Annotated in this window: 17 protein-coding genes and 1 pseudogene; 4 read left to right on the top strand and 14 right to left on the bottom strand. The window is 36.8% G+C overall.

The annotated features are described in order from the left end of the window. The first annotated feature begins 95 nt into the window (after positions 1-95). Together ACFWE9_RS14035 and ACFWE9_RS14030 are read left to right on the top strand one after the other, a co-directional pair. Positions 96-494, top strand: a complete 399-nt coding sequence (locus ACFWE9_RS14035; RefSeq protein WP_230159714.1) for a DoxX family protein — start codon at positions 96-98, stop codon at positions 492-494. Positions 495-2,031: 1,537 nt separating this feature from the next. Further along, entirely contained in the window at positions 2,032-2,856 is an 825-nt protein-coding gene (locus ACFWE9_RS14030) for a hypothetical protein (RefSeq protein WP_230159716.1), read from the top strand. A gap of 679 nt (positions 2,857-3,535) precedes the next feature. Here ACFWE9_RS14030 and ACFWE9_RS14025 read toward each other — a convergent pair. The 13 genes from ACFWE9_RS14025 to yneA form a co-directional block, all read right to left on the bottom strand. Then, positions 3,536-4,660 carry an NADH-dependent flavin oxidoreductase gene (locus ACFWE9_RS14025; protein ID WP_377357270.1) on the bottom strand — a complete coding sequence of 375 codons (1,125 nt, stop codon included), beginning with the start codon at positions 4,658-4,660 and terminating at the stop codon, positions 3,536-3,538. 106 nt (positions 4,661-4,766) lie between these two features. Next, positions 4,767-5,081 (bottom strand): thioredoxin, encoded by a 315-nt coding sequence (trxA, locus tag ACFWE9_RS14020; RefSeq protein ID WP_377357268.1) that lies wholly within the window; start codon positions 5,079-5,081, stop codon positions 4,767-4,769. Between the two features lie 47 nt (positions 5,082-5,128). Further along, positions 5,129-5,515 (bottom strand): IDEAL domain-containing protein, encoded by a 387-nt coding sequence (locus tag ACFWE9_RS14015; RefSeq protein WP_230159722.1) that lies wholly within the window; start codon positions 5,513-5,515, stop codon positions 5,129-5,131. A 109-nt stretch (positions 5,516-5,624) separates the two neighbouring features. After that, positions 5,625-6,044: an RrF2 family transcriptional regulator gene (locus ACFWE9_RS14010; protein WP_230159724.1), complete on the bottom strand. Its 420-nt coding sequence runs from the start codon at positions 6,042-6,044 to the stop codon at positions 5,625-5,627. Positions 6,045-6,665: 621 nt separating this feature from the next. After that, positions 6,666-6,914, bottom strand: coding sequence for a hypothetical protein (locus ACFWE9_RS14005; protein ID WP_377357266.1), 249 nt, complete (start codon positions 6,912-6,914; stop codon positions 6,666-6,668). A 38-nt stretch (positions 6,915-6,952) separates the two neighbouring features. Then, entirely contained in the window at positions 6,953-7,078 is a 126-nt protein-coding gene (locus ACFWE9_RS14000) for a hypothetical protein (protein WP_377357264.1), read from the bottom strand. A 27-nt stretch (positions 7,079-7,105) separates the two neighbouring features. Next, a complete protein-coding gene (locus tag ACFWE9_RS13995) occupies positions 7,106-7,321 on the bottom strand; it encodes a hypothetical protein (protein WP_377357262.1) in 216 nt (71 codons plus the stop codon). Between the two features lie 514 nt (positions 7,322-7,835). Continuing rightward, positions 7,836-8,051, bottom strand: coding sequence for a YneF family protein (locus ACFWE9_RS13990; protein WP_230159729.1), 216 nt, complete (start codon positions 8,049-8,051; stop codon positions 7,836-7,838). Positions 8,052-8,135: 84 nt separating this feature from the next. Then, a complete protein-coding gene (sirA, locus tag ACFWE9_RS13985; RefSeq protein ID WP_230159731.1) occupies positions 8,136-8,576 on the bottom strand; it encodes a sporulation inhibitor of replication protein SirA in 441 nt (146 codons plus the stop codon). Positions 8,577-8,868: 292 nt separating this feature from the next. After that, complete coding sequence (tkt, locus tag ACFWE9_RS13980; RefSeq protein ID WP_230159733.1) at positions 8,869-10,872, bottom strand: transketolase; 2,004 nt, start codon at positions 10,870-10,872, stop codon at positions 8,869-8,871. A 230-nt stretch (positions 10,873-11,102) separates the two neighbouring features. Then, positions 11,103-11,336: a DUF896 domain-containing protein gene (locus tag ACFWE9_RS13975; RefSeq protein ID WP_230159735.1), complete on the bottom strand. Its 234-nt coding sequence runs from the start codon at positions 11,334-11,336 to the stop codon at positions 11,103-11,105. A 65-nt stretch (positions 11,337-11,401) separates the two neighbouring features. After that, the gene (locus ACFWE9_RS13970; RefSeq protein WP_230159737.1) at positions 11,402-12,058 is read right to left on the bottom strand and encodes a YneB family resolvase-like protein; all 657 of its coding nucleotides are present in this window, start codon (positions 12,056-12,058) and stop codon (positions 11,402-11,404) included. A 19-nt stretch (positions 12,059-12,077) separates the two neighbouring features. Next, positions 12,078-12,389, bottom strand: coding sequence for a cell division suppressor protein YneA (gene yneA, locus ACFWE9_RS13965; protein WP_230159745.1), 312 nt, complete (start codon positions 12,387-12,389; stop codon positions 12,078-12,080). A 155-nt stretch (positions 12,390-12,544) separates the two neighbouring features. On the opposite strand from yneA, the gene lexA reads away from it, so the two are divergent. Both lexA and ACFWE9_RS13955 read left to right on the top strand, forming a co-directional pair. Further along, entirely contained in the window at positions 12,545-13,168 is a 624-nt protein-coding gene (gene lexA, locus ACFWE9_RS13960; protein ID WP_230159747.1) for a transcriptional repressor LexA, read from the top strand. A 732-nt stretch (positions 13,169-13,900) separates the two neighbouring features. Beyond that, the gene (locus tag ACFWE9_RS13955; RefSeq protein WP_230159748.1) at positions 13,901-14,188 is read left to right on the top strand and encodes a hypothetical protein; all 288 of its coding nucleotides are present in this window, start codon (positions 13,901-13,903) and stop codon (positions 14,186-14,188) included. Positions 14,189-14,301: 113 nt separating this feature from the next. On the opposite strand, the pseudogene ACFWE9_RS13950 reads toward ACFWE9_RS13955, so the two are convergent. Continuing rightward, positions 14,302-14,458 (bottom strand): annotated as a pseudogene (locus tag ACFWE9_RS13950) (IS5/IS1182 family transposase); the annotation flags it as partial. Positions 14,459-14,513 lie beyond the last annotated feature (55 nt).

The following is a 14,513-nucleotide window of genomic DNA, read 5'->3' as shown; positions in this document are numbered from 1 at the left end:
AAGATAAACTAATTCGAGATAATTCATTATTTTTTTCGCAATAATCTCGAATTAAAAATATCTAAATTCAATATAAAATCCAGGAGGAATCATAAATGATTGGTATAGGTTTATTAGTTATACGTGTAGTAATTGGTTTATCGTTTGTTGGTCATGGTGCTCAAAAATTGTTCGGTTGGTTTGGCGGTCATGGCTTAAAAGGTACTGGAGGCTGGTTTGACTCGATTGGCATGAAGCCAGGAGTTACCATGGCCCTATTTGCTGGTTTATCAGAGCTAATTGGCGGTGCGTTATTTGCTTTAGGTCTTCTTACACCACTAGCAGGCATATTAATTGCACTTACAATGCTGGTTGCAATCGTTAAAGTTCACGGTGCAAATGGATACTGGGCAACCCAAAACGGTTATGAATATAATCTTGCCATCCTTGCAGTGGCGATTGGTGTAGCGATAACTGGAGCTGGCCCCTACTCACTTGATTCCTTTCTATTTTAAAGAATGGAGCATAGAATAGTAATCCATACATTATTAAAACACGGAGTTGGTTAAACCACTCCGTGTTTTTTCTTTTCTCTATTCTCCTCATTTTCGCCTGACGAAAGCAACAGATTATATAGGCTGTGCGCCTCAATTAAATTATTTTTGCACTAGATTCTAATCTTTGGCATGAATGCTTAATGTCATCCTCCAACAATAGGGTTTTATCCATTTTAAGAATTCTCTGAGTGCTTCTCCACAAGTTGATACCCTTTCTTGTCAGCTTCTATTCGAATATTTTTTTATCTTTTATCATGTGTAGATAATGAATAATTTTAAATGAGATTGTATCAGTTCATTTTTTCTCCCATAAATAACCTTGAAAACTAGAATTTTTTTCATGCTAGCTTTTTTGAATTTTCTTCTTATTAAATCTATCAGTAGAAAGTTTATCTTCAGTTCATCCATATATCTATTTTAAAAAGGTAATACAAGTTTTTTTCATTTCTTAAAAACCTAATAGCGTATTTCTTGAAGTTCCCTTTTTTAACCTGTTTATCTTGAACAAAAATTGCGATTCTTTTTCAAAAAGATACCTCTTTCATTTGGTAACTGTCTATCACGTATTCTGTTCTATGAAATTATCGAGATAGTTCATTGGTCATTACAAATCTACTTGAACACTAGACTTCATAATTTTGATTGAAGTTATAAGTGATTTCTTAAGAGCACCATTTAAAGGTTTAAAGATTCAGCGATTTTTAGACCTCAATATAAGTCGTTAAGATATCTATCTATAAAAAGTAATTCATTATCTATAGGCTAGCATACATCTCGAGCAAACGTACTTCGATTGTGGTGTAAAGGAAATAGGGATGGATGTTGTCCCCAATATAAAATATGTTGTGTCAATAATGAAATAAAAACCACCTGTGAGAGCGAAATTGTACGGGAGGAATTATAGCCTAGGATGGAGACTTTTTCCCTTCAAACCCTCCATAGATAATTACACCTTTTCACATTTTTCTGGTTTAATGCCATGAATACTTGCGGACTAACGTATCCTATTTTCCATCATCCAGTTACTCCTCTCCTGTTTTGGATGTTTTTACAGAACTTATGCTCAAATTATTTTATTGGTGAATATAAGCAGAATACACAAGAAAAAATAGGTGGTTTTTCATTCAAATTTGAAATATCACATCTCAAAACTAAAATCAAAAACCAGTAAAAGTAAGGTACAGTAATAGTGAGAATGATCAGATCACATGATGGTTTATTTTATCTCCAGAGTGGCCTCAATGAATCAATAGAACACCTATTCTTTGATGAAAGAAATATTCCCCCAGGGAGAGTTAAAGTACTCCTATCCGAGGGTTTTAGGAATCAACTCATCTAGATATGTTCATAAAAGTTTTCTAATGTTCAGTTGCATACGATTGAGATATATTCTTTAAAAACAAAAAAATTCCACTAGATTAACACATTGCTCAGATGATATTTAACATTTCAAAACAGAAAAATAGTACTAATAAAGTAAAAGGGGGCAGAATAAATGAGGTTTTTATCAGTAGTGGCCGTATTTTTATTTTCTTTTAGTTTTGCTACAGTTGGATTTGCTGAGGAAAATGGTACAAACGTTAGTGATGTGAAACTCACACAAGAAGAGTTAGATTATCTTGTAAATGAAGTTGGCAATACTAAAGAAGAATCCGAGGAATTACCTGTTGAGGTTTCAAGACAATTAATTGAAGAGGAAGCTGAAGTTATTGATTCTGGAACAGAAATTATGGAAATATATATACCAGAATTTAATCAGTCAGGTCAAATGCAAATTAGTAATTTTGCTTCTATCGCTGCCACAACTTTAAAATTAGGTGGAACTGTATATAAAGTAAAAAGTGATCGATCAAAAGAAGATAAATTTTATATATACGGTAACTTTCAATGGTTAAAAACACCTTCCTATAATTTAGTTGATAAAATGACTATTGGTTTCCCTTCAAGTTCAGGACTATATTTGCCTACTAGTGGAGGAAAAGTAAAACAACACCAACACAGATATTCTCAAGATCAACAAGGAAATGGACGTTGGATTGATTATGCAATCAAATATTCTCCAAGTAATTGGGAACCAAGTGCTGGTGTGGCTGGTTCATATGATTTAAAAGCTTCTACTAGTAAAACTAAGCATAAAGGGTATATTGGACAATACGTATATGTTCCTACATCTAAAAATGGTAAAATAAACATAAAACTAGCATATGGTCATAGAAGAGTTGCTGGTACACCTTCTGTGTCCGTTTATCCGGCCGGCTTATCTATTACACCAACTACAGCTACAGATACAAGGTCATATGCATTAACGCTATCTTATTGATCTGTTGTTAGAACGGGGGGACTATGAGGCAAATCATTATTAATTTCATTTTCATTCTAGTAATATCAGTAGTTTTATTTTTTATCCTTAGCTATGATGCATCTTTAGATGAACATTTTATATTGTCTCTTTTAATTATAATTTCCATACAAGTTTCATTAATACTAGCCATTCTATTAAAAAGAAAATAACAGAAAAGATCAGCCATTATTGGGTGATCTTTTCTGTTATTTTTTTGCGGCCATCCTAAGTTGGTCCTTCTACAGATTGTGAAGAGAAGTGTTCCGCCTACCTATTCTAAGGCGCTCTGAAAAGGAATCTAACTGCCTCACCAAACCTTTCAAATATATCATGCAAGCGCTATAAACAAGTTCGGGTTTCCCCTTACAAATTCCACCATAATAAACCACTGGTTAATGAAAAGGCGTAGCCGTGAGCGGTCTTTCCCTTTTTATATTCGTAAAAGCTTGCCTTAAATCATCCTGAAGCAACTATGATATACCTTTATATATATTCTAAAAAACCCTTCATCCACACTAAAAACCCCCGAATGGAACACTTTTTGATGTGTGTCCGTTTTCCGGGGGATTCCTCAATACGATTGTTGGTTTTTTTCGTCTATCCAACTACGATCAATTCATTGAACATCATTTACTATCACTAATATATGAACGTCTACTTATTCAATCCCTGGAAACCATCCTGGAGAGTGGATGATCGCTTGCCATAATGGATCTGGAATCTCAAGTTGCTGCTGGTTATCCTTGTTAATCTTTGTTATGATTTTTGATTCTCTTCCTTGTTCCACTTTTTGTACCCACTCAGGGTCGATTATGAGTTCACGGCCCAATGCGATTAATGGAACGCCAGATTGAAATGCTTTGATCGCATCATCTGCTGTATAGATGGATCCTACACCGATGACGGGAACTTGATCTCCGACACGTTCTTTAATAATTTCTATTCGAGCTCGTTCAACCTCTGCTCCACGTCTTGCTTTTGACCAGAAATCCATTAATGAAACATGAAGATAATCCAGATTCTTTTTCGCAAGTCCATCAACTAATGCAAGTGTATCATCCATAGTGATTCCTGGTGTTTCAGGCTCCTCTGGTGAAAAGCGATATCCTACGATGAACGGATTTTTGGCATGCTCAGCAACTGCCTTTTTCACTTCGTCAACTACCGCTAATGGAAAAGTCAGACGTTTTTCAAGGGTACCTCCCCACTTGTCTTCACGACGGTTTGAATGAGGTGAAAAGAATTGTTGAAGCAAGTAACCATTGGCACCGTGAATTTCGACTCCATCAAAACCAGCTTCAATGGCCCGTCGAGTAGCTTCACCAAAATCAAGAATGATCGATTCAATTTCCTTTTCAATCAGTTGACGTGGTACAGGTTTCCCTTCGCCTTCCGACGGGATATTGCCTGCACTTACAACATCACCATTCGGTACTAATTCCGGTGGAACCTCGCGGCCGCCATGAAATATTTGTAGAATGGCTTTTGCACCTTTTGCTTTAATGGCAGAAGCCAAACGACGTAAACTAGGAATCATTTCATCCGTATCTGCGCCAAATTCACCATGAAAACCTTTACCATTGGCCGTCACATATGTGCATGCTGTTATAACCATGCCCACCCCGTTTGACCGGCGTTCATAATACTTAACTTCCGCATCAGTTACCGTCCCGTCAGGATTCGAAGAGAAATTTGTCATAGGCGCCATCACCAATCGATTTTTCACTTCTAACCCTTTTCCTAAATTGAATGATTCAAACAATGGTGTATATTTAGAATTCATTAGGTAATCCTCCATTTAAATTATGTTTTCTGCCCTTTTACAAGTGCTTGTTAATATAAGCTTTAATACTACATCACATATCACGAATGTTAAAATCAACAAAAAATCATGCATGCTTTTCAATTAATGCCGAAATTGCCTCCTTGGGCTGGAGTCCAATAGCTTGATCTACCTTTTCTCCACCTTTGAAAAGAATTAGGGCTGGAATTCCCATCACTCCATATTCGCTTGTAGTATTTGAATTTTCATCCACATTAAGTTTTACGATCTTAACCTGATCACCCATTTCATCATCAATTTCATTAAGCACTGGTGCAATCATTTTACATGGACCGCACCAAGGTGCCCAAAAATCAACCAGGACTAAACCTTCTTTTATTTCACTAGCAAAATTATCATCTGTTACATGTTCGATTGTCATAATCATTTCCTCCTTGTATTATCTGAAATTTTTATGGTTTTGACTCATCATCTATTTAAATCGAGATTCCTGATTCTATTTTCCGAGGTGAAAAACTCGGATTTCTTAGCCTTTATTTTTGGGTGGATTTTAATTGATTCCAATTTACCAGATAACTCCATAAACCACGTCTCATCTTTAGAAAGTAAAGCCAAATCAATTAATGCCATAAGATGACTTTCGTTACTAACATCTAAATCCGGAAGCTTTTCAGTCCATTTACTCGGAATCCAAATTGATTTCCCAACCGTTTTTTCATTGTCACTTTCCACAACATTCACTTTAACGATTTCTCGATTATCATTTATTATTTCAATGAAACCATGGATTAGTTCCCCGTCTCTTGATCTTCCTTGTACCCAATCACCATTTTCAAATAGATTATTTTCGGTCATATCCATAACACCCCTTATATGTTCATTTGGCTTTCACGCTATAAGTTATAGTTTATTAACTGTAAAAATAAAATATACAGTAAGTGCAAAGAAAAAAATTAAATCAATATCACGGACATTGTTTAATTTTTTTCAAAAAAGTGCTTAGGGTTATATTCTCTAAATATTTCTCAAAATATAATTCAGCTTCATCAAATATTTGATCCATCACCACTTGGGTATTGGAAGAAATCACACATTGTTTCTCCGGATCACCTGTACACCACTTAGGCTTCAAGGTTCCATGTGAGACCGTAATATAGATATCAGCCAAACTTACCTCTTCAGGATTGCAGTCAAGAATATAGCCACCGCCAACACCCTCTTTAGTCTTAACGAATCCTTTATTTCGCAAGCAGCTCATCATTTTCCGAATCCTTGCCGAGTTTGTACAAACGTTTTCTGCGATAGACTCACTGCTTGCCATATGATCTGGTAGATAAGCTAAATAGACCAAACTATGCACAGCTATTGTAAAATCACTATTCACTTTTTGCATCCTCCTCAAGGAGATTACTGTAATTTTAATCTTTACAGTTGATTAAGTCAACTCAAAAAACTGAACAGCCTATTCAACTTTGTTGATTACTTTTTCATTGCATTGAAATTCTCCCCCTATACACTTAGGATAGGAGTTTTCATTGACCATTGTTGTGAAAGGGTTATTGCCGCATTAGTCGCTCTTACATTCACTTGTGATTGATCACTAATATCCTCGGGATGATAAGAACCTCTAGAGACCATATAATCTCACTAATGGCCCCGTTTGTTGATACAACTGCCCTTAGCTTTTCCCGTAATGCGGCCCTCAATTCAGGCTTAGCTGTTTCAGTTATTGCGAATGGAGTATTTCTTATTCCTGATTAGTCAGTAATAAAAAGGCAGTTGCAATCACCTGATTCTCCCGCATTTCTAATATTCCCATTAAAGGTATCTCTCCTTTACTTTAAAATTACTTCCTTATCTTTCGTTGTTCAAAAGGTCTTATTCATTATTTTTGATTATTTTCAAAGAAAGTTCAGGAGTCAAACCTGGAGATAAAGTTATCATTCCGGGGAAACAAAGTAAAAATTCCCTTACTTTACTTAAAAGCAAGAGATTATGTTATGTATTAGAATTTTATATTGTTATTGGGAGTCTCATCAGGATTGGACTGTTCATAACCTCCGCCTTGTTCTACGGTTAATTGAGTATCGGGATCGCCATCTCCATCACGATAATAACCTGATACTGCTGTACCATCTGATCTTGTATAGTCATCAACATAACCAGGACTTACCTCATTAGTGCCAGGAATCTTATTATCTGTATCATCAAGAGTAACACCACTTTCAGAAGATCCTCCATCTGTATCATCCATTATATCCACCACTCCAACAGCTACAGTAGTAATAAGGCCTAACGCCCCTTCACCATTTCCATATCGCCATCTATAGCTCCAACAACCACTTCTCCACTGTTCTTCACGGCATTTTTAGCTGTATAGTAAACTCCCTTGGCCGTTCTGCCAACTGCATCTCCCATGTTATTTAATCCCTTATCACATTTATTCTAATCATCTTGAACGATTCCTGAAACCGTATTAACTGCTCCGTCTGTAAAAGTCCCCCATGTATCTCCAGTAAATGTGGAAGCCTTTTTTACTCCGTCTCCACTATCCTCAAGTAATCTTGCTCCAGTAACTTCTCCCACCAATTTAATCGGGCCACCAACAACTGTACCTGCAATAATGCCAAGACCTTTACCTAAACTGCGTAAAAAACCCACTCTTTAACTCCCTGCCAAATTACCCATACACATATCATATAGATCAAATTTGCTTTTTCCTACCTTTTTTAATGCTCTAAAATAATGTATGTCATCATGAGTTTCTTCACGGCATCGGTCCCTCTATTTATCCACTTTATTTGCATGAAGTGTTTCAACCATGATTCTACGATTATACATCCATTCCATCATCTATATAGTCTTAAGTCTTGGGTACTATTGCTTTCTACTTGCTTCATTTTTATTTAGAAGATCCTTCTTTCTTTCTCATGCCTTCTTCATGGTTTCTCTATTGAACCTTATACTTGTGGTTATTCCATTTTCTTCCTCTAAACTAACAAAAAACCTCTTTCTCTGTATTTTCAATCAGAGAAAGAGGTTTCGGATTAATAAATGAAAGATAAAGCAAAAACAAGGAAAATTTATGATGAAAGATTCACTCTTCAAGGTAGTTTATGATTTGCTTATCTTATAATTGCTATCAATCAATTGTTAAAACCTAGAGCCACAAGGTTTATTTTGTTTGTTGTTTATTCATTGCACTCATCATTTGATTAATTTTCTTTTGGGATGGTTTCATACCCATTTGCATCATCATCATTTTCAGCATCTGTTCGTTAATTGGCGGATTTTTCTTTAAGTAATCCATCATGTATTTACGAGCGATGAAAAATCCCAGCACTAATCCAGCAATCAATGCCAGTACGCCAACTAGAATGTAAACCCACATACTATTTCCTCCTTCGTGTTGTCTAACATCAGTGTACTAGACCAAAGGTTATTATACAATACCCGCTACTGAAAAGTCCCCCATTTAGACAAATTTTCTTTCTTTTATCGGTTTTAACCAGCCGTATTTTTCATGTTCAAAATCAATGGCCAGAAAACTCGCTTCGTATTTTCGAATGCATTCAAAGAAAGCTGTCTCTGCTTCATAATCTCCTTCTGCTTTAAGTGTAATGGATTCATCCTGGATAATTAAAACGGCTTTACTCGATCCGTTTGTTTTTTCAAGATAGTATTTTCCATTTCGAGACCAAAAATTCATCTTTTTTTGCAAGCGTTGTTCAACGGCTACCTGCAATTGGAGAATGGGGACTGTCTTGGTGACAAATTCGATTTGTTTTTGCAAAATACTCTTCAATCGGCCCCTTGCTTGAATATGCTCCAAAAACAAATTGAAAAATAGCTTTTCTCTTCCATAATAATGATGGGCAAATTCATCTTCGATTAAAAAAATCTGATAGGTTCTCATCAGCCAATGCCTCCTAGCTTTCCTATTTTGGTAACCAGAACAACTTAACACCAGGACCTTCCATTATTTTCTATTCATAATGACTTTCCCCTTTAATTGACACATTTAAACGAAAATTAATTATTCTCATTATATATTGACAAACCAACAAGATATGTTGTTTGCTGGAGAAATTTTCTTCTTTTTTTGTCGAATGAAAGATTTTCCGTAGAATAGGTGCACTTTCAACATACATGAATAAATTTCGATAAAAAAACTGACACCATACCAGTTGGTGTCAGTTCCCTTACTTTTATTTAAGCATTTCTTTAACACGAGCAACTACATTTTCTACAGTGAAACCAAACTCTTGCATGATCTTACCGCCTGGTGCAGAAGCTCCAAAATGATTGATGGCCAATATTTCACCCTCATCACCTGCATAACGATCCCAACCAAAAGGTGACGCCACTTCGATGGCTAGACGTTTTTTCACTGCCGGATTAATTACACTTTGTTTATATTCTTTAGATTGAGTTTCAAATCGATCCCATGATGGCATGCTGATTACCGAAACTTCAATTCCTTCTGTTGCTAAAGCTTTCTGTGCTTCTACAGCCAAGTTCACTTCGGAACCTGTCGCAAGGAGTAATGCATCGGCTACTTCTTTCTTAGAAGCGGAGATGATGTAAGCCCCTTTGGAAACACCTTCATAAGCAGTTTCGGAAGTGTCTTTTATTGTTGGTAATCCTTGACGTGTAAGTACAAGGGCAGTTGGTTTATTTGTAGACTCCATAGCCACTTTCCAAGCTGCTGCCGTTTCATTACCATCAGCTGGACGGATAACGCCCAGGTTCGGCATAGCCCGTAATGATGCCAACTGTTCAATTGGCTCATGTGTCGGTCCATCTTCCCCTACAGCAATGCTGTCATGGGTGAAAACATAAGTAACAGGTAAGCCCATCAATGCTGCCATTCTTATGGCAGGACGTAAGTAATCAGAGAATACGAAGAATGTTCCCCCGTACACTTTTAATCCACCGTGAAGGGTCATCCCATTCAAAGCCGCCCCCATAGCAAACTCACGTACACCAAACCAGATATTACGACCACTGTAATTGCCTGGTAATAGATCTGTCTCACCTTTGATGGCAGTATTATTAGACCCAGCTAAATCTGCTGAACCACCGATGAAGCTAGGAACTCTTTTGGCAATCGCATTTAATACTTCCCCACTTGAAGCACGGGAAGCTAATGTTTTACCTTCTTCATAGACCGGAATATCCTGATCCCATTCAGCAGGCATTTCACCTTTGATTGCTAACTCCAATTGTTCAGCTAACTCAGGATGTGCTTCTTTATAATTTTTGAACAATTCGTTCCATGCTTCTTCTTTTTGAGCGCCTGCATCTACACAAGCTTCATTGAAATGTGAATACACTTCTTCAGGAACGTAGAAATCCTCTTCAAATGTCCATTTATATGCTTCCTTAGTCAGCTTCAGCTCATCTGCACCAAGCGGAGCGCCGTGAACAGCAGATTTACCTGAACGGTTTGGTGAACCGTAACCAATAACGGTTTTCACTTCTATTAATGTTGGGCGTGTATCATCAGATTTCGCTTCTTCAATCGCTTTAGCAATTCCCTGAAGATCATTGCCATCCTCAACACGGATATATTGCCAGCCATAAGATTTGAACCGGTCTGCTACACTTTCACTAAATGATTGGCTTAAGTCGCCATCAAGGGAAATGTCATTAGAATCATATAAAACAACAAGTCTTCCAAGTTGAAGATGTCCGGCTAATGAAGCGGCTTCTGCAGAAACGCCTTCCATTAAATCTCCATCTCCACAAATGCTATATGTAAAGTGATCGACAACATTATATGAATCACGGTTATAGCTTTCTGCCAAGTGGCGTTCTGCCATTGCCATACCAACTGCCATTGCAATCCCTTGCCCGAGCGGTCCTGTCGTTGCATCTACACCAGCAGTATGTCCGAATTCAGGATGACCTGGAGTTTTGCTGCCCCATTGGCGGAAGCTTTTCAAATCATCGATAGATAAGCCATATCCTGATAAATGAAGAAGGCTGTATAACAGCATAGATCCATGACCAGCTGAAAGAACAAAGCGATCTCTATTAAACCAATCTGGATTTTTTGGGTTATGATTCATGTATTCAGTCCATAGTTTATACGCCATTGGCGCTGCACCCATTGGCATACCTGGATGACCTGAATTAGCCTTTTCAATTGCATCAATCGATAATGTACGAATCGTATTGATGGAAAGTGCATCTAATTTATCTAACATATTGTAAAACATCCCTTCCTGTAATGTACCTCTTTATATTATAGTGACCTGCATAATATCACAACTAAAATCACTATTTACTACCTCAATACTTCAATTTTTAAAAAAATTTGGAAGTCCCCTATTTAGATTAAACTAAATGGGAGAATACATACATGAATGCAATTTCTTATTAATCATAAAGCAAAAAGAATCTTCCAATGGAGTGTACCATCAGAAAATTCCAAGCATTAATGTAAGTTTCTTTTATCTTTTATATCTTTTATCTTTTGAGGAGTGACATCATTACCTTCTGGATCGACAATTTTTACATGCTCCAACGTATTGGACATGGACCGTCTAAATGTTTCCAAATACTCACTTCTTAATTGTGTTTGCTCTTTCGCCTCAACTTCCGTTAAGCCTTCTTCCTTTGCTTTTTTAGAAAGTTCATTAATACGTGTTAATTTTTCTTGTGATAGCATAATTTCGCTCCTTCATAATCTGCGGATATTGTCATGGTATTAAAAAAAAAGCGAAATTACAAGTTCTAAGATTGACTTTCCTGTGTATTTTGTTGATGTTCAAGAAAGCGTCGGTTCACAGTAGCTTTAGATACATGGTAGCCAAAGCCCCTTAAAGTGGCTGCGATTTCTGCAAACGTCAATCCATTAGCCCGAAGTTTAATAATTTCTTCAATAGGAATCTCCTTACGTTCCCTGCCGGTAGAATTCCTCTGATTATGAAGATTTTTTTGAGGGCGGTATCCTTTTTCAACGGCTCTTAACATGCCGCGTTTTATTTTCAAATTATGTAATTTCCTTTGATATTCTTCGACAATACCGACTATCTGGATGACCATGGCATCTGAATCCGATAACTCAAGTTCCCCATCGTGTGAGAGAGTATAAACTTTCACGCCTTCTTTAAGAATGACATGGAAGAGGGCAATTTTCGCATTCCCTCTCCCCAGCCTTGTTTCGTCTTGGATTAATAGAACTTCAGCTTCTTTGGTTTTAAATAGTTCAAGCATGTCAAAAATGCCATCACGGTTTAACTCATAACCACTAGCCTGTTCTTTTATTATGGAAACAACTTCTACATCCATCTTCTCTGCCAATTTGACCAATTCATCTTCCTGCCTTGCCAATGATGTTTCCTGCGACTCTTTTTCTGTGCTAACCCTGCAATAGATTATTGCCTTCATAATACCCTACCTTCGCTACTTACTGCTCACTTGCCAAATTCTGAACAAGTTCTTCCCCTTTAACAGGAATGACAATGACTTGACCAGGTTTAATTGAATCCGCCCTGACCCCATTATGCTCTTCTATCCAACCAATGAATTCTTTTTTTGTCAAATTAGCTTCTTCATATTCTTCGGCAATTCCCCATAAGGTGTCACCTTCACTTACTTCTATAGAAAGGAAATCCTTTTTTTGATCGTTATTTAATGTGCAAGAGAATAAAATTGAAAAGATGAATACAGATCCCGCTAATAGAATCGTATAAATATAGTTTTTGTATAAATTTTTCATAAATATCCCTCCAAAGCGAATGTTCGTTCGTATGTTATATTCAAATTATAATACGAACGTTTGTTTCAGTCAATAACAAAATTCGAACTTATGTTTGTATAGAGATGGGGGCCATGATATAATAAAGCAAAGAACATTGGAGAAGAGGTGCAAAAATGACTAAACTATCAAAACGGCAGCAAGATATTCTTGATTTCATTAAAGAAGAAGTCCGCCAAAAAGGGTATCCACCTTCCGTAAGGGAGATTGGCGAAGCAGTGGGACTTGCATCAAGTTCAACAGTTCACGGACATTTATCCCGCCTGGAAAGCAAAGGGCTGATAAGACGTGACCCTACCAAGCCGAGGGCCATTGAAATCCTGAATTTAGAAGAAGCCAACAGTATTCCGAAAACGAATGTCGTGAACGTACCTTTACTTGGAAAAGTAACAGCGGGCATGCCGATTACGGCCATTGAGAACATAGAAGAATACTTCCCGCTTCCCGAAAGCATGGTTCCACATGATGACCATGTATTCATGCTCGAAATCATGGGAGAGAGTATGATCGAGGCAGGAATTCATGATGGGGATTATGTCATCGTGAAACAACAAAGCAGTGCCAATAACGGAGATATCGTCGTGGCCATGACTGAAGATGATGAAGCCACTGTAAAACGATTCTTTAAGGAACCGGATTACATAAGGCTTCAGCCTGAGAACTCAAATATGGAACCCATTATTTTAAGAGATGTTTCGATACTTGGAAAAGTAATAGGCTTATATAGACAAATACACTAAAAGCGCTAAAGGCGCTTTTTTTGTTTGTTTTAATTTATGTCCCAAACTCTCTCATTATGCATATGTAAGACTAGGTTTTGATTACTATTTTTTAATAGTATGGAATTTTATAGGATTATTTCAATTTCCCCTTTTTCTTTTAAGGTTGATAGGAAAGTAAACTATCGCCATTCGGTGCGTGGAAGCCTATGTAAATGTAACCTTTTGTTAAATTAAAAAAAGAGAGGAATAAATTCACCACTCAGATAAAATTCATTACACTTTCGCCGATCAAGTTAAAAAATCTGTACTTCCATAAAATCCTATGCTTTGGCAGGCTCAAAGACGGAATCTTGACGGTATGATTATCTTCAACAATTCTGAATCATACTTCTCTATATTTCGGTTCTTAGCCATAGCCCAAATCGAATTTTTCTGTGCTTCTCAGTAGTCATTTTCTACTATGACAGCAGTATATAAATTTCTATCTACCCAGTTGGATATTTTCTGAATCGTTAAACTGGCGTACCGTTGACACCTAAACCATTTTATCCTCCAACGTAGAAAAAGCCATCACATCCATTACTTTCCTTGGATTGATGGCTTTATAAATTGACCGTTGAAAATCTTCAAAGCTGTTCGAATTACCTTTCTTTGATAAATGACTTCTTTCGTAAAAATTACTGTGGTATAAATCCTACCTAAATGGTGAAAGTTAATTTTGTATATCTTCCAATTTAAGGTGGTGAAATTATGGACTTCCCGACCATCCATACAAATTTTTGGGATGCAGTGATAGCCATTCCTACCATAATAATACTAACTCAACTGATTAAGGTTTTGTTTCATACTCCTAAAAAATTCATCCCTACCATCGCATTAGTTCTTGGCTTGTTCATTTCCATTTTCATCAGCCATAGAAATCATTTGGTTGCAGGAATTTTTATGGGCTGGTTTTATGGCTATGCAAGCATAGGCAATTACGCTGCGCTCAAAACTGGCATTTTGTCCTATAGAGCATCTAATGAAAAGACAGATTAGCTATCAGGTGTATGGCCGTCGATGAAATTCATTCATCTATTAAATCCATAGGCTACTGCACAGCATCTATGCCATCGACCACTCGCAATTTATATTGCGGTATGCTGCTGTAAGAACGAATAGGCAAACTGTTTTGTTCGTTCATCTTTCACATAGAAACCACTCTCAAGATCCGTTGAACTTTCATTAATCTCCTTGGTTTCTTTCTTGATAAATTTCTGGTGGTAAAGGCTTCTTTCCACTGTTTTCACGATCTTGATTTATTTCTTCGACTGTAGACAAACTCGAAAATAATTGAGTTTGTCTCAGTTTTTTAGGTTTGTAA

Source organism: Peribacillus sp. NPDC060253 (genome assembly GCF_042727425.1).
Lineage (GTDB): Bacteria > Bacillota > Bacilli > Bacillales > DSM-1321 > Peribacillus.
The sequence above is the reverse complement of the archived record's forward strand: the minus strand, read 5'-3'. Positions and strand labels throughout refer to the sequence as shown.

What these genes read in the sequence shown, in the direction of transcription:
- ACFWE9_RS14035 (WP_230159714.1), top strand. Translation starts at nt 96, where the DNA reads ATGATTGGTATAGGTTTATTAGTTATACGTGTAGTAATTGGTTTATCG.
- ACFWE9_RS14030 (WP_230159716.1), top strand. Translation starts at nt 2,032, where the DNA reads ATGAGGTTTTTATCAGTAGTGGCCGTATTTTTATTTTCTTTTAGTTTT.
- ACFWE9_RS14025 (WP_377357270.1), bottom strand. Translation starts at nt 4,660, where the DNA reads ATGAATTCTAAATATACACCATTGTTTGAATCATTCAATTTAGGAAAA.
- trxA (WP_377357268.1), bottom strand. Translation starts at nt 5,081, where the DNA reads ATGACAATCGAACATGTAACAGATGATAATTTTGCTAGTGAAATAAAA.
- ACFWE9_RS14015 (WP_230159722.1), bottom strand. Translation starts at nt 5,515, where the DNA reads ATGACCGAAAATAATCTATTTGAAAATGGTGATTGGGTACAAGGAAGA.
- ACFWE9_RS14005 (WP_377357266.1), bottom strand. Translation starts at nt 6,914, where the DNA reads ATGGATGATACAGATGGAGGATCTTCTGAAAGTGGTGTTACTCTTGAT.
- ACFWE9_RS14000 (WP_377357264.1), bottom strand. Translation starts at nt 7,078, where the DNA reads ATGGGAGATGCAGTTGGCAGAACGGCCAAGGGAGTTTACTATACAGCT.
- ACFWE9_RS13990 (WP_230159729.1), bottom strand. Translation starts at nt 8,051, where the DNA reads ATGTGGGTTTACATTCTAGTTGGCGTACTGGCATTGATTGCTGGATTA.
- sirA (WP_230159731.1), bottom strand. Translation starts at nt 8,576, where the DNA reads ATGAGAACCTATCAGATTTTTTTAATCGAAGATGAATTTGCCCATCAT.
- tkt (WP_230159733.1), bottom strand. Translation starts at nt 10,872, where the DNA reads ATGTTAGATAAATTAGATGCACTTTCCATCAATACGATTCGTACATTA.
- ACFWE9_RS13975 (WP_230159735.1), bottom strand. Translation starts at nt 11,336, where the DNA reads ATGCTATCACAAGAAAAATTAACACGTATTAATGAACTTTCTAAAAAA.
- ACFWE9_RS13970 (WP_230159737.1), bottom strand. Translation starts at nt 12,058, where the DNA reads ATGAAGGCAATAATCTATTGCAGGGTTAGCACAGAAAAAGAGTCGCAG.
- yneA (WP_230159745.1), bottom strand. Translation starts at nt 12,389, where the DNA reads ATGAAAAATTTATACAAAAACTATATTTATACGATTCTATTAGCGGGA.
- lexA (WP_230159747.1), top strand. Translation starts at nt 12,545, where the DNA reads ATGACTAAACTATCAAAACGGCAGCAAGATATTCTTGATTTCATTAAA.
- ACFWE9_RS13955 (WP_230159748.1), top strand. Translation starts at nt 13,901, where the DNA reads ATGGACTTCCCGACCATCCATACAAATTTTTGGGATGCAGTGATAGCC.